This window comes from Nocardioides eburneiflavus (genome assembly GCF_004785795.1).
Lineage (GTDB): Bacteria > Actinomycetota > Actinomycetes > Propionibacteriales > Nocardioidaceae > Nocardioides > Nocardioides eburneiflavus.
The window spans coordinates 750,592-771,421 of the sequence record NZ_SRRO01000001.1; the positions used below are offsets into that span (position 1 = coordinate 750,592).

General features: G+C 72.7%; 17 protein-coding genes. 8 read left to right on the plus strand and 9 right to left on the minus strand.

The window, feature by feature from the left end:
- Positions 1-32: 32 nt before the first annotated feature.
- The 4 genes from EXE59_RS03570 to EXE59_RS03585 form a co-directional block, all read right to left on the minus strand.
- Entirely contained in the window at positions 33-1,946 is a 1,914-nt protein-coding gene (locus tag EXE59_RS03570) for an ATP-binding protein (RefSeq protein ID WP_135837666.1), read from the minus strand.
- Between the two features lie 118 nt (positions 1,947-2,064).
- Complete coding sequence (locus tag EXE59_RS03575) at positions 2,065-3,603, minus strand: carboxyl transferase domain-containing protein (protein ID WP_135841096.1); 1,539 nt, start codon at positions 3,601-3,603, stop codon at positions 2,065-2,067.
- Positions 3,604-3,669: 66 nt separating this feature from the next.
- Positions 3,670-4,854, minus strand: coding sequence for a sensor histidine kinase (locus EXE59_RS03580; protein ID WP_135837667.1), 1,185 nt, complete (start codon positions 4,852-4,854; stop codon positions 3,670-3,672).
- Entirely contained in the window at positions 4,851-5,546 is a 696-nt protein-coding gene (locus EXE59_RS03585) for a response regulator transcription factor (protein ID WP_135837668.1), read from the minus strand. The genes EXE59_RS03580 and EXE59_RS03585 overlap by 4 nt, the downstream gene beginning before the upstream one ends.
- A gap of 391 nt (positions 5,547-5,937) precedes the next feature.
- On the opposite strand from EXE59_RS03585, the gene EXE59_RS03590 reads away from it, so the two are divergent.
- The 5 genes from EXE59_RS03590 (at position 5,938) to EXE59_RS03610 (ending at position 9,268) form a co-directional block, all read left to right on the plus strand.
- The gene (locus tag EXE59_RS03590) at positions 5,938-6,489 is read left to right on the plus strand and encodes an SACE_7040 family transcriptional regulator (protein WP_246056472.1); all 552 of its coding nucleotides are present in this window, start codon (positions 5,938-5,940) and stop codon (positions 6,487-6,489) included.
- A gap of 162 nt (positions 6,490-6,651) precedes the next feature.
- Positions 6,652-7,152, plus strand: coding sequence for a SigE family RNA polymerase sigma factor (locus tag EXE59_RS03595; RefSeq protein ID WP_135837670.1), 501 nt, complete (start codon positions 6,652-6,654; stop codon positions 7,150-7,152).
- Positions 7,149-7,931: a hypothetical protein gene (locus EXE59_RS03600; RefSeq protein WP_135837671.1), complete on the plus strand. Its 783-nt coding sequence runs from the start codon at positions 7,149-7,151 to the stop codon at positions 7,929-7,931. The genes EXE59_RS03595 and EXE59_RS03600 overlap by 4 nt, the downstream gene beginning before the upstream one ends.
- Positions 7,932-7,985: 54 nt before the next feature.
- The gene (locus tag EXE59_RS03605; RefSeq protein WP_135837672.1) at positions 7,986-8,693 is read left to right on the plus strand and encodes a hypothetical protein; all 708 of its coding nucleotides are present in this window, start codon (positions 7,986-7,988) and stop codon (positions 8,691-8,693) included.
- 62 nt (positions 8,694-8,755) lie between these two features.
- Entirely contained in the window at positions 8,756-9,268 is a 513-nt protein-coding gene (locus tag EXE59_RS03610; RefSeq protein WP_135837673.1) for a ferritin, read from the plus strand.
- A 17-nt stretch (positions 9,269-9,285) separates the two neighbouring features.
- On the opposite strand, the gene EXE59_RS03615 is transcribed toward EXE59_RS03610, so the two are convergent.
- Both EXE59_RS03615 and EXE59_RS03620 read right to left on the minus strand, forming a co-directional pair.
- A complete protein-coding gene (locus EXE59_RS03615; RefSeq protein WP_135837674.1) occupies positions 9,286-9,993 on the minus strand; it encodes an SWIM zinc finger family protein in 708 nt (235 codons plus the stop codon).
- Positions 9,990-12,731: a DEAD/DEAH box helicase gene (locus EXE59_RS03620; protein WP_135837675.1), complete on the minus strand. Its 2,742-nt coding sequence runs from the start codon at positions 12,729-12,731 to the stop codon at positions 9,990-9,992. Before EXE59_RS03620 ends, EXE59_RS03615 begins: the two co-directional genes overlap by 4 nt.
- Before the next feature lie 125 nt (positions 12,732-12,856).
- Between EXE59_RS03620 and EXE59_RS03625 the strand changes: the two genes are divergently transcribed.
- Positions 12,857-14,041 carry a dipeptidase gene (locus EXE59_RS03625; RefSeq protein ID WP_135837676.1) on the plus strand — a complete coding sequence of 395 codons (1,185 nt, stop codon included), beginning with the start codon at positions 12,857-12,859 and terminating at the stop codon, positions 14,039-14,041.
- Between the two features lie 64 nt (positions 14,042-14,105).
- A complete protein-coding gene (locus EXE59_RS03630; protein ID WP_135837677.1) occupies positions 14,106-15,686 on the plus strand; it encodes a DHA2 family efflux MFS transporter permease subunit in 1,581 nt (526 codons plus the stop codon).
- Between the two features lie 198 nt (positions 15,687-15,884).
- On the opposite strand, the gene EXE59_RS03635 is transcribed toward EXE59_RS03630, so the two are convergent.
- The 3 genes from EXE59_RS03635 to EXE59_RS03645 all read right to left on the minus strand — a co-directional run bounded on the left by EXE59_RS03635 (position 15,885) and on the right by EXE59_RS03645 (position 20,160).
- Complete coding sequence (locus tag EXE59_RS03635) at positions 15,885-18,038, minus strand: RecQ family ATP-dependent DNA helicase (protein ID WP_135837678.1); 2,154 nt, start codon at positions 18,036-18,038, stop codon at positions 15,885-15,887.
- A gap of 201 nt (positions 18,039-18,239) precedes the next feature.
- A complete protein-coding gene (locus tag EXE59_RS03640) occupies positions 18,240-19,256 on the minus strand; it encodes an SGNH/GDSL hydrolase family protein (protein WP_135837679.1) in 1,017 nt (338 codons plus the stop codon).
- A 103-nt stretch (positions 19,257-19,359) separates the two neighbouring features.
- Positions 19,360-20,160: a 2-phosphosulfolactate phosphatase gene (locus tag EXE59_RS03645; RefSeq protein ID WP_246056474.1), complete on the minus strand. Its 801-nt coding sequence runs from the start codon at positions 20,158-20,160 to the stop codon at positions 19,360-19,362.
- A 148-nt stretch (positions 20,161-20,308) separates the two neighbouring features.
- On the opposite strand from EXE59_RS03645, the gene EXE59_RS03650 reads away from it, so the two are divergent.
- Complete coding sequence (locus EXE59_RS03650) at positions 20,309-20,821, plus strand: hypothetical protein (protein ID WP_135837680.1); 513 nt, start codon at positions 20,309-20,311, stop codon at positions 20,819-20,821.
- The last annotated feature ends 9 nt before the right edge of the window (positions 20,822-20,830 follow it).

The following is a 20,830-nucleotide window of genomic DNA, read 5'->3' on the forward strand; positions in this document are numbered from 1 at the left end:
TCCTTGGTTTCGACACTCTCGTACCTCGCTGCTCAACCAGCGGGGTCCGGCTCCACCACGAAGAGCAGGGCGCCGAGCTTGACCAGGTCGCCCGTCGCGGCCCCGACCGAGGTCACGGTGCCGGCGAAGGGTGCCTTGAGCGCGAGCTCCATCTTCATCGCTTCCATCACGCCCAGCGTCTCACCCTCGGCCACGTGCTGGCCCTCGGTGACGTCGACCGCGAGCACGGTGCCGGGCATCGGCGCGAGCAGGGTGCCGTCGCCGGCGGCCACGGCGTGGTCGCCGAACGGGTCGGGCCGCTCCCACAGCCATCTCTGGCCGCGGTGCACCACGTCGACGAAGCCGCGCTGGACGTTGAGGACCGCGTGCTCGGGGCGGCCGTCGACGAGGAGGTGCACGGTGTGGTCCGCCGCCGACACGAGGCGTACGTCGTGGGTGGTGCCGTCGAGCGTGACCCGGCCGCGGTGCCGGTCGACCACCACCAGGTCGTCGCCGAGCATCACGGTGTCGGGCGCGGGGTCGCCGCCCATCCGCCAGCCGTCGGCGCGCCACGGGCCGCTGCCCGCCCCGGCGGTGTCGAGAAGCACCTCGGTCCACGCGCCGAGGACCCGGGCGAGCGAGGAGTCGGGTGCGGGGACCTCGTGGCGGTCGAGCCAGGCGGTGTCGATGGTCGCGTCGCGGAACTCCTCCGACGCGGCGAGCGCGCGGAGGAAGCCGGTGTTGGTGGTGATGCCGAGGATCGCGGTCTCACCCAGCGCGTCGACGAGTGCCGCGCGGGCGGCCTCGCGGTCGGCGCCCCACGCGATGACCTTGCCCAGCATGGGGTCGTAGGAGGTGGAGACCTCCTGGTTCGCCTCGAGCGCGTGGTCGACGCGCACCCCTTCACGAGAACCCCACCGCACGAGGGAGGTGCGACCGGCCTGGGGCAGGAAGCCGTTGAACGAGTCCTCGGCGTAGACGCGGGCCTCGATGGCGTGGCCATCGAGCGTCACCTCGTCCTGCGTGAAGTCCAGCGCCTCGCCCGCCGCCACGCGCAGCTGCTGCTCGACCAGGTCGACGCGCTCGCCGCGCACCCGGGTGACCTCCTCGGTCACCGGGTGCTCGACCTGGAGGCGGGTGTTCATCTCGAGGAAGTAGAACTCGCCGGTCGCGGTGTCGAGCAGGAACTCGACCGTTCCGGCGTTGGTGTAGCCCACCTCCCGGGCCAGGTCGACGCCCGCCCGGGCGACCGCGGCGCGCTGGTCCGGCGACAGCGTCGGGGCCGGAGCCTCCTCCAGGACCTTCTGGTGCCGGCGCTGGGTGGAGCAGTCGCGCTCGAAGAAGTGGCGCACGTTGCCGTGGGCGTCGCCCATGACCTGCACCTCGATGTGCCGGCCGGACTCGACATACTTCTCGATGAGCAGGGTGTCGTCCCCGAAGGAGCTGGCCGCCTCGCGGGCCGCGGACGCCTTCGCCTCGGGGAGCTCGGCCGCGGACCGCACGACCCGCATGCCCTTCCCGCCGCCACCGGCGGCCGCCTTGACCAGCACCGGGTAGGCCAAGGTGGCGGGGTCGTCGTCGAGGGAGTACGACGGCACGACCGGCACCCCGGCAGCGACGGCGACCTCGCGGGCGGCGTCCTTGCGACCCATCGCGTCCATCACCTCGGCGCTGGGCCCGACGAGGGTGATGCCCGCCTCGGCCAGCGCCCGGGCGAACGGCGCCCGCTCGGACAGGAAGCCGTAGCCGGGGTGCACGAACCCGGCGCCGGACTCGCGCGCGGCGGCGACGACCTCGTCGATGTCGAGGTAGGACCCCACCCGGACCGTGCGGTCGGCCGCCCGCACGTGGGGCGCGTCCGCGTCGAGGTCGGTGTGGATCGCGACCGTGCGCCAGCCGAGGCGGCGCGCCGTACGCATGACCCGCAGGGCGATCTCGCCGCGGTTGGCGATCAGCAACGTCTTCATTGGTTCTCCTTCGAGCTTCACCAGCCTCGGTGTCGACACGGGCCCTCGCGGCCCTGCTCGACCAGCGGCCGCGCCGCTGGTCGAGCAGCGAGGGACGAGCGTGTCGAGACCGAGGCGGTCACATGCGGAAGATGCCGTAGGTCGGTTCGGGGATCGGGGTGTACGCCGTGGCCGCGAGCGCCATCCCGAGCACGCGTCGCGTGTCGGCGGGGTCGATGATCCCGTCGTCCCACAGCCGCGCGCTGGCGTAGTAGGGCGAGCCCTGGGTCTCGTACTGCTCGCGGATGGGCGCCTTGAACGCCTCGACCGCCGCCTCGTCCTCGAGGTCGGTGCGGACCGTGGCGAGGACCGACGCGGCCTGCTCGCCGCCCATCACGGAGATCCGGGCGTTGGGCCACATCCAGAGGAAGCGGGGGTCGTACGCGCGCCCGCACATGCCGTAGTTGCCGGCACCGAACGAGCCGCCGATGACGACGGTGAACTTCGGCACGACGCTGCACGCGACCGCGGTGACGAGCTTGGCGCCGTCGCGGGCGATGCCCTTGTTCTCGTACTCGCGCCCGACCATGAAGCCGGTGATGTTCTGCAGGAACACCAGCGGGATCTTGCGCTGGTTGCACAGCTCGATGAAGTGGGCGCCCTTGAGCGCCGACTCGCTGAACAGGATGCCGTTGTTGGCGACGATGCCGACCTCGTGCCCGTGGATCCGGGCGAAGCCGCAGACCAGGGTGTCGCCGTAGAGCTTCTTGAACTCGTGGAACCGGCTGCCGTCGACGACGCGTCGGATCACCTCGCGCACGTCGTAGGGCGTGCGGGTGTCGGTCGGCACCACGTCGTAGAGCGACTCCGGAGGCTCGTGCGGCTCCTCGACGTCCGCGACGGGCGCGCGCACCGGGGTGGCCGCGGGCAGGGTGTCGACGATCGAGCGCACGATCGCGAGCGCGTGGGCGTCGTCCTCGGCGAGGTGGTCGACCACCCCCGACGTACGGGCGTGCACGTCGCCGCCGCCGAGGTCCTCAGCCGAGACCACCTCGCCGGTGGCGGCCTTCACCAGCGGCGGCCCGCCGAGGAAGATCGTGCCCTGGTTGCGCACGATCACCGTCTCGTCCGACATCGCCGGGACGTACGCCCCACCGGCGGTGCACGAGCCCATGACGCTGGCGATCTGCGGGATCCCGGCCGCGGACAGGTTGGCCTGGTTGAAGAAGATCCGCCCGAAGTGCTCGCGGTCGGGGAACACCTCGTCCTGCATCGGCAGGAACGCGCCGCCCGAGTCGACGAGGTAGATGCAGGGGAGGTGGTTCTCCGCGGCGATGGTCTGCGCGCGGAGGTGCTTCTTGACCGTCATCGGGTAGTAGGTGCCGCCCTTGACCGTGGCGTCGTTGGCGACGATGACGCACTCGCGGCCCGACACCCGGCCGATCCCCGCCACCACACCCGCCGACGGGACGGCGTACTCGTCACCGTCCTTCCCGTACATCCCGTGCGCAGCCAGCGGAGCGAGCTCCAGGAACGGGCTGCCCGGGTCGAGGAGCCGGTCGACGCGGTCGCGGACCAGCAGCTTGCCGCGGTCGGTGTGCTTCTGCCGGGCGGCGTCCGACCCGCCCCGCCGCACCCGGGCGAGCCGGGCGCGCAGGTCGTCGACGAGCTCGCGCATGGTCGGGGAGGCAGTCAGTGGCTCGGGCACCGCCTCAGGTTAGCGATCGTTAACCTGCGCTGTCCATCAGACCGGTCGGTCCTCCGGGAACTCGCCGCGCAGCACGGTGCCCCGGCCGGGTCCGGTCTCGAGCGTGAGCCGGCCGCCAGCGGCCGCGACGCGCGCCTCCATGCCGAGCAGTCCGCCGGTGACCACCCGGTCCCGCTCGAAGCCGCGCCCGTCGTCGGACACGCTGAACTGCAGGTGCGGGCGACCGCGCAGGGTCACCAGCACCTCGGTGGCGTCCGCGTGCTTCGCGCTGTTGGTCAGTGCCTCGAGGATGCAGAAGTACGCCGCCGCCTCGACCTGGCGACCGGTGCGCTCGACGTCGGCGATGTCGAGCGTGACCGGGACCGTCGAGCGGCGTGCGGTGGACTGCAACGCTGCGACGAGCCCGCGCTCGGCGAGCAGCGGGGGGTAGATGCCGCGAGCCAGCTCGCGCAGCTCGGTGACGACCTCGCGGTTGTCGGACGCCAGCTGGCCGAGCAGCGCGGCAGCTCCCTCGTGCCGGCCGGCCAGCAGCTCCTTGCGGGCACGCTCGATGGTCACGCTCATCGCGAGCAGGCGCTGCTGCGCGCCGTCGTGCAGGTCGCGCTCGAGGCTGCGGCGAGCCGCGTCGGCCACGTCGACGATCCGCGTACGGGACTCCACGAGCTGGGCCGACTGGTCCTGCAGGCGGGTGTAGGCGTCGCGGACGAGGAACACCACCACGGCCACGCCGGCCGGCAGCGACGCCGCGATCACGATGGCGTTGACCCACCACAGCTCGTTGATCGCCTCGACCCGCCGCCACTCGGCCAGGGCCGCGACCGCCGCGCTGCCGACGACCGCCACCACGCTCAGCGCCTGGATCCAGCGCCGGCCGAGGTAGGGGAAGCCAACCAGCAGCGGGACCATCGTCAGCAGCACCGTCAGCGGGCTCAGGTTGGGCGTCGCCCACGTGCCGCCCACGGCGAAGAGCAGCGCGGAGAGCGTCAGCCCGACGATCGCGGCCGGCGCTCCGTGGCGACGGCACAGCGGGGGCGTGGCGAGCATCAGCAGGATCGAGGTGGCCATCACGGCGAGGTCGATCTCCACCGCGGTGTGCTGGAAGCCGAGCAGGTACGCCGCGCCGAGCAGGACGGTGGCGGTGGTGAGGGCGGTCAGGTTGATCCGCAGCAGCCACCGCAGCGCCGGGTCGAGGCTGTCCCAGCCCGACAGGATCCCGCTCATCGGCGGGGTGCGACCCCGCCGCCGACACCGGCCTCGCTGAGGAAGACCAGCGTCGCCGCGACCCGCCGGTGCACCGGGGCGTTCGCGGGCAGGTCGAGCTTGGTCAGGATCGAGTTGATGTGCTTCTCCACGGCCCGGTCCGTGATCACCAGCTCCCCCGCGATCGCCGCGTTGGTCATCCCGCGCGCGACCATCGAGAGCACCTCGAGCTCGCGTGGGGTGAGCCGGTCGAGCAGGGAGTCGTGGCGCCGCGTGCCGGTCGCCACCAGGGCGTCGACGACGATCTGGTCGATCACCGATCCGCCGGCCGCGACCGTACGGAGCGCCGCCACGAGCTCGTCGACGTCGGCGACGCGCTCCTTGAGGAGGTAGCCGCGACCGTCACTGCCCTCGCGCACGAGGTCGAGCGCGTACTCCACGTCGGCGTACTGCGTCAGCGCCACGACGCCCACGTCCGGGTGCGTACGCCGCAGCTCGCCCGCCGCGCGGACCCCCTCGTCGGTGAAGTCCGGCGGCATCCGGATGTCGGTGAGCAGCACGTCGGGACGGTGCTCGTCCACGGCGGCCAGCAGCTCCGGGAGGCTGGTGGCCGTGGCGACGACGTCGATGTCGTCATAGGGGTCGAGCAACGCGAGGACGCCCGCGCGGAGCAGGTCTCCGTCCTCGGCGAGGACCACCCGGATCTGCGACATGGGCGCACTGTAGTCACGCGTCGGGATCCTCGTCGGTAGAGCAGGCACCACTGCGGTGTGACGCCGCTGAGTCTCCTGGACGAGCGATTCCGCTGCCCACGGGCGCTCGGGCGAGGTTTCTTTACACCATGGTGGTGCTGGCACCACTCATTCCTAGGGGTGTTGCGGGTAATATCTGGTCTTGCACCACGGGGGTGCGCTGATCGTGGGGATCAGTGGGCCGCTGCGGGGGTGCGGCCCACTGGCAGCATCCCGGCAGCGCCGGCACGGGGGCAGTGATGGGGAGACACGCGTGATTCCGCTGGCAGTCTGGGAGGGGCCGGAGCGTCTGATGGCGCTCCCGACACCGCGCGCAGCGCGTGACGGGTTAGCAGGCACTAACCTCGAGGTCGTGACCCCACGCCGCCAGCAGATCCTGGACATCGCTGCCGAGCTGTTCGCCACCCGCGGGTTCCACGGCGTCTCGGTGGCCGAGCTCGGCTCGGCGTGCGGGATCTCCGGTCCCGCGCTCTACAAGCACTTCGAGTCCAAGGACGCGATGCTCGCCGAGATGCTGGTGACCATCAGCGAGACGCTGCTCGCGGAGGGCCGGACACGCGTCGCCGGTGCCACCGGGCCGCGTGAGGCGCTGGAGGCGCTCGTCGAGTGGCACATCGAGTTCGCCCTCGAGCACCGCGCCCTGATCGTGGTGCAGGACCGCGACTGGAGCAACCTGCCCGACGAGGCGCGCGAACGGGTCCGTGCCCTCCAGCGCGCCTACGTCGACGTCTGGGCCACCGAGGTGCGCCGCCTCGAGCCCGGCCTGAGCCCCGAGGCATCGCGCACCCGCGCCCACGTCCTCTTCGGCCTGCTCAACTCCACGCCGCACAGCGGCCGCCTGCCCGACCCGCAGATGCACGACGTGCTGCGCGACATGGCCCACGGCGCGCTCGGTCTCGCCTGAGTCGAGGTCCTCACCCCGGCAGCGACGAACGTGGTTGGCAACGGCCCGGCCCGGGTGCACGCTGTGCTGAGGCAACCGTTTCCGCCTCCCAGCGCGTACGAATCCTCGCGGAGTGTCCGTGCGGGACAACCTGCGCGGAGACAGGGGCGGGAGGTGGGCGTCGTGGCGGATCCCGAGCTGTTCGACGCGTTCGTGGTCGCCCGGTCGCCATCCCTGCTCCGAACGGCGTACCTGCTGACCCACGACCGGGGGCTGGCCGAGGACCTCGTGCAGACGACGCTGACGAAGACGTGGTTCGCCTGGGGACGCCTCAACGACGACGACCCGGTGCGCTACGTGCGTCGCGTGCTGGTCGCGACGTCGGTGTCGTGGCACCGCAGGCTGTGGGTGCGCGAGCGACCCACTGCCGAGCTGCCCGAGCAGACGGCCGAGGTGGGGGACTCCCCGGAGGCGCACGACCTCTGGGTCGCGATCGGGCACCTGCCGCCACGCCAGAGGGCCGTCGTGGTGCTGCGCTACTACGAGGACCTGTCCGAGGCGGAGACCGCGCAGCTGCTGGGCTGCTCGGTCGGCACCGTCAAGAGCCAGTGCTCCAAGGCGATGTCCAAGTTGAGGGTCGACGCGGCACTGGTGCCGCTCGTGGACGACGGGAGCCGCTCGTGAACACGGACCGGGAGGTGCGAGAGCTGTTGTCCCGCCACGCAGAGGCGCTCGACACGACGCAGCCCGACCAGCTGGCACGGGTCCACGCACGGATCCGCACCGCACGACGTCGTCGTGCCGCAGCCGTCCTCGCCGCCGGCGTCCTGACCACGGTCACGGCCGTGGCGGTGACGGCGGTGGCGTGGCCCCCGGGGACGACCGGGCCCGACCGTCGCGCGGTCCCCGCGGCCGGTGAGACGGAGCCCCGTCGGTGGACCCTGCGCGCGGACGGGGCCAGCGCCGACACGGTTCTCGTCCGGCTCGAGGCGCCCTCCGACTACGAGGGCACCACCTGGTTCGTGGGGTCGGACGAGGTCACCGTCGGCTACTGGCTCGTCTCCGAGGTGCCCAGGGACCCCTGCCGGGAGAAGGGTCGCCGCGACCCCGGCCCCACGGTCGAGGACCTCGTCCGGGCCCTCGACCGCCAGCGGGTCACCACCATCACCGACCAGGAGCCCGTCACCGTCGGCGGGCACGACGGCACCTACCTCGAGCTCCGCGCACCCGACGTCGACTACACCGCCTGCCAGGAAGGCCAGCTCTGGCTCTGGGAGACCCCCACCAACGGCGCCCGTCACGCCAGCTGGACCCCCCAGCAGCTCGAACGGGTCTGGATCATCGACGTCGACGGCCAGCGGGTCGTCCTCAACGCCTTCCTCGAGCCGCAGGGCGACCCCGGCGACGCCCTGGCCGAGCTCCAGACACTGATCGACACCGTCCAGTTCGTCCAGCCGGAGTGAGGCGACCCCGCTCCCGGGCAACCCCAGCGGTGACTCGCAGCGTACGCATCCTGCATGAAGACCTTCTTGACGACGACTGCCACGACCACCGCCCTCCTCCTGTCCTCGACGGCGTGCGCGTCGGACGCGGGGCAGGACGGAGCCGAGGCGAGCACCGCTGCCGCCACGACGCCGGGGAGGACAGGTCCCCAGCTCGTCCCGAACACCGAGGGCGGCACTGATCTCGAGCCCGGGCGGTGGGCACTGGCCGCCAACGGCCACGCGCCGGACACCGTTCTCGCCACGCTCGAGGTCCCGGAGGGATACGGCGGGGTGGAGTGGTTCGTGGGGTCGGACGAGGTCACCGTCGGCTACTGGCTGGTCTCCGAGGTGCCCAGGGACCCCTGCCGGGAGAAGGGTCGCCGCGACCCCGGCCCCACGGTCGAGGACCTCGTCCGGGCCCTCGACCGCCAGCGGGTCACCACCATCACCGACCAGGAGCCCGTCACCGTCGGCGGGCACGACGGCACCTACCTCGAGCTCCGCGCACCCGACGTCGACTACACCGCCTGCCAGGAAGGCCAGCTCTGGCTCTGGGAGACCCCCACCAACGGCGCCCGTCACGCCAGCTGGACCCCCCAGCAGCTCGAACGGGTCTGGATCATCGACGTCGACGGCCAGCGGGTCGTCCTCAACGCCTTCCTCGAGCCGCAGGGCGACCCCGGCGACGCCCTGGCCGAGCTCCAGACACTGATCGACACCGTTCAGTTCGTCCAGCCGTGACGACCCCCGCCGCAGCGTGATGGCGACCGTCCCTGCCCGGCGCCTGCCGATAGGGTGAGCCCATGCAGCTGAGCGATGCCCTCGAGAACGCCTTCAACGCCCAGATCACGCTCGAGTTCCAGGCATCGTTGGTCTACCGCCAGCTCGCCATCGAGCTCGAGCTCATGGACCTCCCCGGCATGGCCGCGTGGTTGCGGCACCAGGCCGACGAGGAGATCGTCCACGCCAACAAGTTCATCGACCACGTCGCCGACCGCGACAACCACCCGCGCATCGGCGCCACCTCGGCGCCCACCCCGACAGTGGGCTCCGTCCTCGACGCCTTCGCCGCGGCGCTGGCCCACGAGGAGAGGGTGTCGGCCTCGATCCGTGACCTCTACCGCCTCGCCGAGTCCGAGGGCGACCTCGACTCGCGCCCCCTGCTCAACTGGTTCCTCGAGGAGCAGGTCGAGGAGGAGGCCACCGTCAAGGAGATCGTCGGCCGGCTCAGGATGATCGACGACGACGGCCCCGGCCTGCTCCGCCTCGACGACGAGCTCGGCGCCCGCCCGGTCACCACCACCGAGGCCCGCTGACGGCTCGGCGTCGGCACTCACCAGGAGTCGAACGGGTCCTCGCGGTGCAGCAGCCGCGCAGCGCGTACGGCGGCGTCCTCGGCCACGACCAGGTCGTCCAGCGCCTCGCTCGACACTGAGTCTCCTGGAGACTCGGCTGCCGGCGCCGCCGCGGAGGGCCGCGCGAGGCGGTGCAGGTCGCGCAGCAACCGGTCGCGCGAGAGCCCGCGCAGGTGGGTCAGCACGAAGGGGTCGGCCTGGATCAGCCACGCCAGCTGCGTGAGCACCGCCAGCGCGTGCGGGCACGGGTCCGGCCAGGCGTCGCACGTGCATGCCGAGCCCAGCTCGCCGCGGTAGGGCAGGAGCTCGACGCCCGCCTCCTCGATCGCCTCGACGAACGCGTGCGGCAGCTGCCCAGCGAGCAGCGCCGCGACCCGTCCGGACTCGGCGGCGACGAGCTCGGCGAAGACTGCGGCGTCCCCCTCGTCGAGGACCGGGACGGTGACCTCCACGGTGAAGGCGTCGTCGCCGTCGGTCACCGCGGCCACGGCGCCGCCGTCGGAGACGGTGATGGCGCCCACCGCTCCGGCGCGGGCGAGCGTACGGGCCTTCCGCAGGTCCTGCACGCTGAAGGCCGCCTCCTCCACCGCGCGGACCACCGCCTTGCTCCACCACGTGCCGGCCCCGCCGCCACGGCGGGCGGGCAGCCGGGGATGGGTGACGCCGGTGCTCGTCGGACCGGTCATCGCCGCAACGCCACGAGGTCGCGCAGCTCGTCGTCGGACAGCTCCGTGAGCGCCGTGTCGCCGCGGGCGAGCACCGAGTCGGCGAGCGAGCGCTTGCGGGTGAGCAGCTGGGCGATCTTCTCCTCGATCGTGCCCTGCGTGACGAAGCGGTGGACCTGGACGGGGCGGGTCTGCCCGATCCGGTAGGCCCGGTCGGTGGCCTGGTCCTCGACCGCGGGGTTCCACCAGCGGTCGAAGTGGATGACGTGGTCGGCCCGGGTCAGGTTGAGCCCGGTGCCGCCGGCCTTGAGCGACAGCAGGAAGACCGGCACCTCGCCGGCCTGGAAGCGCGCCACCATCTCGTCGCGGCCGCGCACCGGCGTGCCGCCGTGCAGGAACTGGTGTGGCACGCCCGCCGTGGCGAGGTGGCGCACGAGGAGGTCGGCCATCGCGACGTACTGGGTGAAGACGAGGACGGCGCCGTCCTCGGCCATCACGGTGCCCACGAGCTCGTCGAGGAGCTCGAGCTTCTCCGAGCGGCCGCGGAGCCGGGGGTTGGGCTGGCGCAGGAAGTGGGCGGGATGGTTGCAGATCTGCTTCAGCCCGGTGAGGAGCTTGAGCACGAGGCCCCGGCGGGTCTCCTCGTCGGCCTCCTCGATGCGCCGCATCGAGTCGCGCACGAGCGTCTCGTAGAGGACGACCTGCTCGCGGGTGAGTCCGAGGAGGTGGTCGGTCTCCGTCTTGGGTGGCAGCTCGGGTGCGACACCGGGGTCGGACTTGCGCCGGCGCAGCAGGAAGGGCCCGATCAGGTCGGCGAACTGGCGCGCCTTGGTCGGCTCGAGCCCGGACTCGATGGGACCGGCCCAGACCTTGCGGAAGGCGTTGCGGCTGCCGAGCAGGCCGGGGACAGCCCAGTCGAGGATCGACCACAGCTCGGTGAGGTCGTTCTCCACGGGGGTGCCGGTGAGGGCGACGCGGGCGGTGCTCGGGATCGTGCGCAGCGCCCGGGCGGCGGCCGAGCGGGAGTTCTTGACGTGCTGCGCCTCGTCGGCGACCACCAGGTCCCACGGCACCTCGGCGAGCAGGGCGGCGTCGTTGCGCATCGTGCCGTAGGTCGTGAGGACGAAGCCGCTCGTGACGCCGTCGAGGTCGCGGGCGCTGCCGTGGTGGCGGCGTACGCCGACCCCCGGCGCGAACCGTCGGATCTCGGCCTCCCAGTTGCCGAGCAGCGAGGCGGGGCAGACCACCAGGGTCGGCCCGCCGTGGTCGGTGGTCGAGTACCCCGCGAGGGACGAGCGGGGTGTATCGAGACCCGCGCGGTGGAGGTGCAGCGCGATCACGGTGATCGTCTTGCCCAACCCCATGTCGTCGGCGAGGCAGGCGCCGAGCCCGAGCGAGGTGAGCTCGGCGAGCCAGGTCAGCCCGCGGCGCTGGTAGTCGCGGAGCTCGGCCCGGAGGGCCGACGGCACGTCGACCAGCTCCCTGGTCGCTGCGTCGCGCACCCGGTCGCGGACCTTGAGCAGGCTGGCCCCGACGACGGCTTCGTAGGGCGCGTCCTCGATGTCCACGACCCCGGTGAGCGAGGCGGCGAGCGCCTGCACGGGGGTCACGGTGCGCACGAGCCGCTTGCGCGCCCGCTTGATGATCGCGGAGTCGACCGCGACCCAGTTGTCGCGCAGCTTGATGATCGGGCTGGTGGTGCGGGCCAGCTCGTCCATCTCGTCGTCGGTGAGCTCCTCGCCGTGCAGCGAGAGCTGCCACTCGAACCCGAACAGCGCCTGCGGGCCGAACAGGCCGTCCTGCAACGCCTCCTCGCGCGTGCCGGTCGACCTCTGCTGGCCGAGCTCGACGCGCTGGGTGACCTCGCGGTCGAGGTACTTCGGCCACATGACCGGGTGACCGGCCTCGGTCAGCGCGGCCGCGCCGCCGTCGAGGAGGGAGAGGATCTCGTCGGTGTCGAGGACGATCTCGTCGGGCACCCGCAGGTCGAGCAGCCGGTCGAGGACCGGCCACGCGTCGGCCGCGGAGCGCAGCGCGATCGCCGCGTGCGTGCGGGCGCGCTCGCCGAACCCGTGGCCGGCCTCGGGGCCGGGGTCGGCCCACAGCTCGGACGCGTCCGCCACGTGCGCGGCGTTGTCGACGGCGTGCACCTGGAGCACGAGGCGTACGGCTCCGGCGACGAGCTCCTCCTCGTCGGCCTCGATCCGGAACGAGATCGAGACCAGGTGCGGCCGGTCGTCGCGCCCGCGCGCGCGGATGCGGGCGATGCGCTGCTGGAGCTGGTCGCTGAAGTCGTCCGGGCTGCGGGTCTCCGGCCCGCGGGCAGGAGCGGACGGCCCCCGGTGCCGGGACCGGCCCGGTGCGGTGCGCGGCACCGTGTCGACCACCGCGTCGAGCACCGCGCGTACGGTGCCCTCCGCGGTCGCCTCGTCGAAGCCGTCCCAGGCACGGGCGCGGGCGAGCTCGCTGATGCGGCGCTCGTCGTCGGCATCGAGGCCGGCGACCTGCCAGTGCCGGCCGTCGGGGTCGGGCGCGAACCGTCCCGAGGCCACGAGCTGGAGGCCCAGGAGGGCGGCTCCCGCCAGGAGCGAGACCGACGGGTGCGCGTCGGGCTGGTCGCGGGCCTTGCCGAGCACCGGCAGGGCGCCGCGGATCGGCAGCACGATCGTGCGCCGGTCGTCGGTGAACTCGACCGAGCCGTCCCGGGGCCGCTCACCCGCCAGCAACCTGGCGGGACCGGTGACCGGGACGAAGCTCATGCAACCTCCAGATCGACCTCGGTTCCGACACGCTCGTTCCTCGCTGCTCGACCAGCGGTGGAGCGGACGACAGGACGCTAACGCCTCGGACCGACAGGGAGTTCCCACGGGCTACGGTCGAGCCCATGGACCTCACCGGCCTGCTGGCCGCCCACCCCGTGATCGACGGGCACAACGACCTGCTCTGGACCGCGCGCGTCGAGGTGGCGTACGACTTCTCCCGCCTCGACGTCGGTGCCGGCGGCACGCCGACCCACACCGACCTGCCCCGCATGCGTGCCGGCGGGATGGGCGCCCAGTTCTGGTCCGTCTACGTCCCGACGCGGCTGACGGGCGACGCCGCCGTGAGCGCCACGCTCGAGCAGGTCGACGCCGCCCGGATGCTGACCAGCCGGTACGCCGACGAGCTGGCGTGGGCGACGACCGCCGACGAGGTGGAGGACGCCTGGGCGGGGGACCGGATGGCGTCGCTGGTGGGAGCGGAGGGCGGGCACTCGATCGACTGCTCGCTGGGCACGCTGCGCCAGCTGCACGATCTCGGCGTGCGCTACCTGACCCTGACCCACAACGCGAACACCCCGTGGGCCGACTCGGCGACCGATGCCCCCGTCGCGGGCGGGCTGACGGCCTTCGGTCGCGAGGTCGTGCGGGAGATGAACCGGCTGGGCATGATGGTCGACCTCTCCCACGTCTCCGCCGACACGATGCGCGCCGCCCTCGACGTCGCGGAGGCACCGGCGATCTTCAGCCACAGCTCGGCCCGCGTCGTGACCGACAGCCCCCGCAACGCCCCCGACGACGTGCTCGAGGCGTTGGCCCGCGGCGGCGGCGTGTGCATGGTGACCTTCGTGCCGAAGTTCGTGAACGCCGCCTGCGCCGACGCGCACCGCGAGCTGGTGGCGGCCGCTGCTGCGGAGGGGGTCCCCGAGGCCGACGGCGTACGGTTCGCCGAGCTCGAGCGCGCCTGGGTGCTCGACCACCCCCAGCCGACGGCGACGCTGGCCGACGTGGTAGCGCACGTCGAGCACGTACGCGAGGTCGCGGGCATCGACCACGTCGGGCTCGGCGGCGACTACGACGGCGTCGAGACGCTGCCGGCCGGCCTCGAGGACGTGTCGACCTATCCGGCACTGCTCGCGGCCCTCGCCGAGCGTGGATGGTCCTCCGACGACCTCGCCCGGCTCACCTGCCGCAACACGCTGCGGGTGATGCGCGAGGTCGAGGAGCGGGCCGAGGAGATCCAGTTGACGCGCGGACCGAGCCTGGCCCGGATCGAGGACCTCGACGGAACCTCGCCGGCCCACCCCTGAGGGTGATGCAGGCCACCGTGAAAACAATTGCGTCGTTGTCCGACGTGCCCCCTACCGTTGTCGGGTGACCGACACCCAGACCTCACCCGGCGACACCACGCCGGAGACCTCCGACAAGCTCGACAAGGGCGTCCTGCTGGTGGCCGGCGTGGTCGTCCTCGGCGCCATCATGTCGATCCTCGACATCACCGTCGTCTCCGTCGCGCTCAACACGTTCCAGGAGGAGTTCGACGCCACCGCGGCCGAGGTCGCCTGGACGATGACCGGCTACACCCTCGCCCTCGCCAGCGTGATCCCGTTGACCGGCTGGGCCGCCGACCGCTTCGGCACCAAGCGCCTCTACCTCCTCGCGGTCCTGCTCTTCACTCTCGGATCGGTGCTCTGCGCCGCAGCCACCTCGCTGGAGATGCTCGTGCTCTTCCGCGTCCTCCAGGGGCTCGGCGGCGGCATGCTGATGCCGCTCGGCATGACCATCCTGACCCGCGCCGCCGGCCCCGAGCGGGTCGGTCGCGTGATGGCCGTGCTCGGCATCCCGATGCTCCTCGGCCCGATCTTCGGCCCGATCATCGGCGGCGCGCTGATCGAGAGCGCGTCGTGGCACTGGATCTTCCTCATCAACCTGCCGATCGGCATCGCTGCGATCGCCTACGCCTGGGTCGTGCTGCCCCGCGACCACGTCGAGCCGTCGGAGACCTTCGACTGGCTGGGCATGGTGCTGCTCTCGCCCGGCCTCGCCGCCTTCCTCTACGGCGTCAGCTCGATCCCCGAGGAGGGCACGGTCATGGCGGGCCGCGTGCTGGTGCCGATGGTCATCGGCCTCGCACTGATCGTCGCGTTCGTCCCGTGGGCCCTGGCCCGGCGCAACATCCACCCGCTGGTGGAGCTGCGCCTGTTCAAGAACAAGAACATGACGGTCGCGATCATCGCGATGACCCTCTTCGCGATCGCCTTCTTCGGCGCCTCGCTGCTCTTCCCGCTCTACTTCATCCAGGTCCGCGGCGAGGGCACCCTGTTCACCGGGTGGCTGCTGGCCCCGCAGGGCGTCGGCGCGATGCTGACCATGCCGATCGCCGGCATCCTCGCGGACAGGATCGGCCCCGGGAAGATCGTCCTCACCGGCATCACGGTGATCACCGTCGGCATGGCGATGTTCACCCAGATCGGCGCGGACACCTCGTACGCCTACATCCTCGGCGCGCTGTTCGTCATGGGCCTCGGCATGGGCGCGACGATGATGCCGATCATGACGGCCGCGCTCGCCACCCTCACCTCGCACAACGTGGCCCGCGGCTCCACCCTGCTCAACATCACCCAGCAGGTGGCCGCGTCGATCGGCACGGCCCTGTTCTCGGTGATCCTCACCAACGAGCTGAAGGGCAGCGATGCGGTCGCCCAGGCCGGTGCGGTCCGAGGCGCGGCCGGCAGCGACGACCCCTCCGCGCTCGCGGAGGCAGCCCAGCAGCTCGGTATCGACCCGGCGTCGTTGCCGCAGCTGTTCGCCCGGGCGACGGAGGACATGGCCGACTCGTTCGCGACGGTCTTCATCGTCGCGGCCGTCCTGGTCGCGTGCTGCCTGGTCCCCGCCGCGTTCCTCCCGCGCAAGAAGGTCGCACCGGTCGACCCGACGGCGATGGTGGGTCACTGACCCCTCGCGCGGTCCACGAGCGGCCCGTCCTCCGGCTGGAGGGCGGGCCGCTGTCGTTGCGGTCGTCTGGCGCCCGTACAGGCGGGCTGCCGCGCGAGCGTCATACCGACCGGGACGCAGGGTGCTGGTTCGTATGACGCCCGGGGCGGTGGCCGGGGCCCGGTGGCCAGCCCCGGGGTGGTCAGCCCGGGCCGGCGGTCAGCCCTGCGCGGCCAGGGCCAGCGGGAGCACGGCGGCGGCACCGGCGGCGCGGATCGCGGTCGCGGCGACCGTCAGCGTCCAGCCGGTCGCGACCTGGTCGTCGACGAGCAGGACCGTCGCACCGGGCGGGACCTCGGCGTCCAGCCCGCCCCGGCGACGTACGGCGGCGACGCGCTGCGCGGAGTTGGACGCACCGGCTCGCGGGGGCACCGAGGGGTCGCGGATCGCCCACGTGCCGACGACGGGGACTTGCATCACCCGCGACAGGCCCTCGGCCAGGTCACCGACCAGCGTCGGCCGGGTGGCGGACTCGACGACGACGATCGCGTCCGGGCGCGAGGCCCACTCCGGCGACCAGTCCTTCATCACGTCCATCACGGCCTGCGCCAGTCCCGGCGGGACCGGGCCGTCGGGGGTGTCCTCGCGGAACAGCGCGCGCAGCGCCTGGCCGTGGCCGAGGTCGGTGAGCCGCGCGACCGTGCGGCCCGGCTCGGCGCCGGCGGCGATCTTGCCCTTGAGGTCGAGGCCGAGGTTGGCCAGGGCGGTCGGCCACATCCGGCGCGGCTCGAGGACGACACCGGGGCGCGACAGCCGCTGGCCGGCCTCGGCGACCGCCGCGTCGCTCACCGAGGACGACAGCGTCACACCGCCACAGTTGTCGCAGCGACCGCAGTCGGCTGCCTCTGGATCGTCGAGCTGCTCGCGGAGGTAGCGCATCCGGCACTCGGTGGTCCGCAGGTAGCCGAGCATCGCCTGCTGCTCGCGCTCGCGGGCCTCGGCGACACGGGCGTAACGCTCGGCGTCGTAGGTCCACGGTCGCCCAGTGGCGACCCAGCCGCCCTGCACCCGCTGCACCGCGCCGTCGACGTCGAGGACCTTGAGCATCGACTCGAGGCGGTTGCGGCCCAGCTCGACGCGGGTCTCGAGGGTCGCGGTCGACATCGGTCGGTCGGAGGCGGCGAGCGCGGCGAGCGTCTCGCGCACCTGCTCCTCACGGGGGAAGCCGAGGGAGGCGAAGTAGGCCCAGATGTCGCGGTCCTCGACCTGGGGCAGCAGCACGACGGTGGCGTCGTCGGTGCCGCGGCCGGCGCGGCCGACCTGCTGGTAGTAGGCGACGGGGGACTGCGGTGCGCCGAGGTTGATCACGAAGCCCAGGCTGGCGTCGAAGCCCATGCCGAGCGCGCTCGTGGCGATGAGTGCCTTGACCCGGCCGTCGACGAGCGCCTGCTCGAGGGCGTGCCGCTCGTCCGGCTCGGTCTGGCCGGAGTAGGCCGCGACCTCGAGGCCGCGGTCACGGAGGTAGCCCGCGACCTCTTGGGTCGCGGCGACCGTGAGGCAGTAGACGATGCCAGAGCCGGGCTGCTCCGCGAGGTGGTCGGCCAGCCACGCCAGCCGCTGCTCGGGGGTCTTCAGCCGGACGACGCCCAGCCGCAGCGACTCGCGGTCGAGGGTGCCGCGCTGGACCAGCACGGCCGCGTCGGACGTGCCGTCGGCATGCACGCCGAGCTGCTCGGCGACGTCGTCGGTGACCCGCTGGTTGGCGGTCGCCGTCGTGGCGAGGACCGGGATGCCCGACGGCAGCTCGGCCAGGAGCGTACGGAGGCGGCGGTAGTCGGGGCGGAAGTCGTGGCCCCAGTCGGAGATGCAGTGGGCCTCGTCGACGACGAGCAGGCCGCAGGTCGCTGCGAGCCGTGGGAGCACCTCGTCGCGGAAGCCGGGGTTGTTGAGCCGCTCGGGGCTCACGAGCAGCACGTCGACCTCACCGGCGTGGATCTGGTCGTGGATGGGCTGCCACTGGTCGATGTTGGTCGAGTTGATCGTGACCGCCCGGATGCCCGCGCGCTCGGCGGCGGCGATCTGGTTGCGCATGAGCGCGAGCAGGGGGCTGACGATCACGGTGGGCCCGGCCCCGCCCTCGCGCAGCAGCTTGGTGGCGACGAAGTAGACCGCCGACTTGCCCCAGCCCGTGCGCTGCACGACGAGCGCGCGCCGCCGGTCGACCGCCAGCGCCTCGATGGCGGCCCACTGGTCCTCGCGCAGGACGGCGTCGCCCTGCCCCTCCCTGGGGCCGACCAGGGCACGCAGGTGCCGCTCGGCCGCCTCCCGCGCGGAGAGGCGTACGTCGTCGGTGACGGTGGGGGCGGTGCTCATGCCACCTGTCTACCAACCGCCACCGACGGCCGCACCGGCGCATCCACAGGCACCCGCGCCGCGTCGCGGACCAGGGCCGGAGCCCGGGTGGGGTAGTCCAGCGGCCATCGGCTGGGAATCCGGCCTCCGGCCGACCGTTCGCCACTGGACTACCCCTCGCGGCAACCGTTCGCCACTGGACTACCCCACCTCGACGACTGCTCAGCCAGCGGCCCGCTGGCTGCGGGCGATGAAGCGGTCGATGTCGATCCCGGCCCGGCGCGCCGCCCGGCGCGCCTCGGGCGTGGTCAGGTCGGGAGCCACGAAGGTCTCCTGCTCGATGCTGCGGTCCGCGTCCGCGTACTGGCGCTGGAGCGCGGCCTGCTCCTCGCCGCTGGCGGACGACTCGGCGACGACCGCGGCGGTCACGGTGACGGCGGCACCGGTCAGCAGCGGGCTCACGGTCGGGGTGTAGCCGCCCGAGTGCCCGGTGGCCTTGGGGTGGTAGCTCTCGCTGATCGGGTTGGACAGGCCGTTGATCCACTCGTCGGCATCGCACACGGCGTGGCCGATGAAGCGGCTGGTCGGGTTGCCGAAGGAGAAGCCGGCCGCGGACGCTGCGGTCGACAGGCGCGAGTTGAGCAGGTCGGCCGTCTGGTTGAGGCGGGTCTGCTCGGCCGGGGAGAACCAGGTGAACGCGTTGCAGTCCTCGCCCATGAAGATCCGCGGGTAGCCGACCACGACCACCCGGGCGTACGGCGCGCGGCTGCGGATGGCGGCGTAGAGCGTGCTGAGGCGGGACGGCAGGGTGTTGTTGATGTAGGACTGGGCGGTGTTGATCGCGCCGTCGCAGTTGCTCGACCACCACGGCTGGGCGCACTCGGTCAGCACGTCGGCGAAGCCCGCGTCGTTGCCGCCGACTGAGATCGAGACATAGCTCGTCGACGCCGTCAGCGCCGAGAGCTGGGTGTTGGTGACGTCGGTGACGGTCGCGCCGGAGCACGCGCGGAAGTTGAGCGCGTAGCCGCGTGCGGCGGCGATCAGGCTGGGGTAGGCCGACGTCGAGCGCTGGCAGCTGGTGCCGTCGGCGATGTAGGAGCGGGTGCCGGTGCCCGAGGAGTAGGAGTCACCGAGGGCGACGTAGGACGGGGCGGCAGCCTGGGCCGGCTGGAGCAGGAGCGGCGTGAGCAGACCGGCGAGGGCGGTGCCGAGCACGGCGAGACGGGACGTGCGATTCATCTGTGGTCCTCCGAGACAGGGGCCACCCGAGTGTGGCCCCGATCACAGTAGGGACACCGACACGCTCCGCACCAGACCGAACGGTCAGTATCTCCCTCGTCCGTCAGTCGCCGACGCGGCGCAGCCGTGGCGCCGGAGGGGCGGGGTCGGCGGCGTCGCGGAACGACTCCCCCACCAGCACCGGCACGACCTCGCTCACGTCGCTCCGGGCGGCGATCTCGACGTCGGCGACGAACCCCGCCCCACCGAGCTCGCGCCCACCTGCGCAGTGCAGCAGGTCGTGAGGCAGCACCGCCGCCTGCCAGGCCGCCATCGCCATGCGGGCCTCGGGGCTGGCGCTGGCCTCGGCCTCTGCGTCGAGGGCGGTGAGCACGGCGCCGGCGCCCCACAGGTCCTCGACGGCCGGGCGCAGCGTGTCGTCGTGCCACCGCTCACCCGCGGGCACGACCACGACGCTGGCCCCGTCGGCGACCTGGGGAGCGAGCCAGCGGGCGACGGCGGCGGCGTTGCGCAGGCAGGCGCCGACGACCTGCGCGCCGGAGTCGGCGAGGGCGAAGGAGATCGCGGAACCGTTGGGCGAGGGCAGGACCAGCCGCTCGATCCCGTCGACCTCCGCGAGGCTGGCCGGCGACAGCGACACGTGCCGGGCGTCACCGCGCGAGAGCGCCTCGAACCGGCCGACCGCGAGGGTCGCGCCGTGGCGCATCGCGTGCTCGGCCGCGCGGGAGTCCTTCCACCGGAACGGGAACACCTCGATCGCGCGCTCGACCGCGACGCTCAGGGTCGTGGTGAAGGACAGCACGTCGACGACGACGGCGTAGTCCGCGGGCACCACCTCCGCACCCGTCGGTCCCCACTCCATGCGGAGCCGGTAGGTGGACTGGTCGTGTCCCGGCAGCGTCACCCGGCCATTGAACAACCCCGGAGCCGTGATCGCGGAAATCGCGAAAGGCCCGACCCGCCGCACCAGGGCGTCCTACTCTCCGGACCAACTGATCGTGCACGCGCACCATCCACGCAGAGTCCTCACGAGAACCACCGCAGGAGACCCGATGAAGCCCACCGCCCGCACCGCGCTCGCCGTCATCGTCGCCGTCGTCGCCCTTGTCGTCTCTGCCGGCGCGGGCGCGACCGCCGCCCGCCTGATCACCGGCAAGGACATCAGGGACGGCACCGTCACCAGCGCCGACGTCAAGAACAGGTCGCTCAAGGCCAAGGACTTCTCGGCCCGTGCCAAGTCGAAGCTGCGCGGGCCCGCCGGCGCGACCGGAGCGACGGGCGCGACCGGACCGCAGGGTGCGCCGGGCCTCAGCGGGTTCGAGGTCGTCACCCGCACGGTCAGCATCCCCGCCCTCGGTGGGACCGCCTCGGTCAGTGCCGCGTGCCCTGCCGGCAAGAAGGCGATCTCCGCCACCGCCGGCTACGCCGCCCCGCTCGCCGGCCTGCTCAGCCAGGTGACCCGCACGAGTGACACCGCGTTCGAGGCCACGGGGCTCAGCGCGGCCGGCATCCTCGTCGACCAGGTCCTCACCCTCGACGTGGTCTGCGCGACGGTCCCGGGCTGAGCCCGGCCG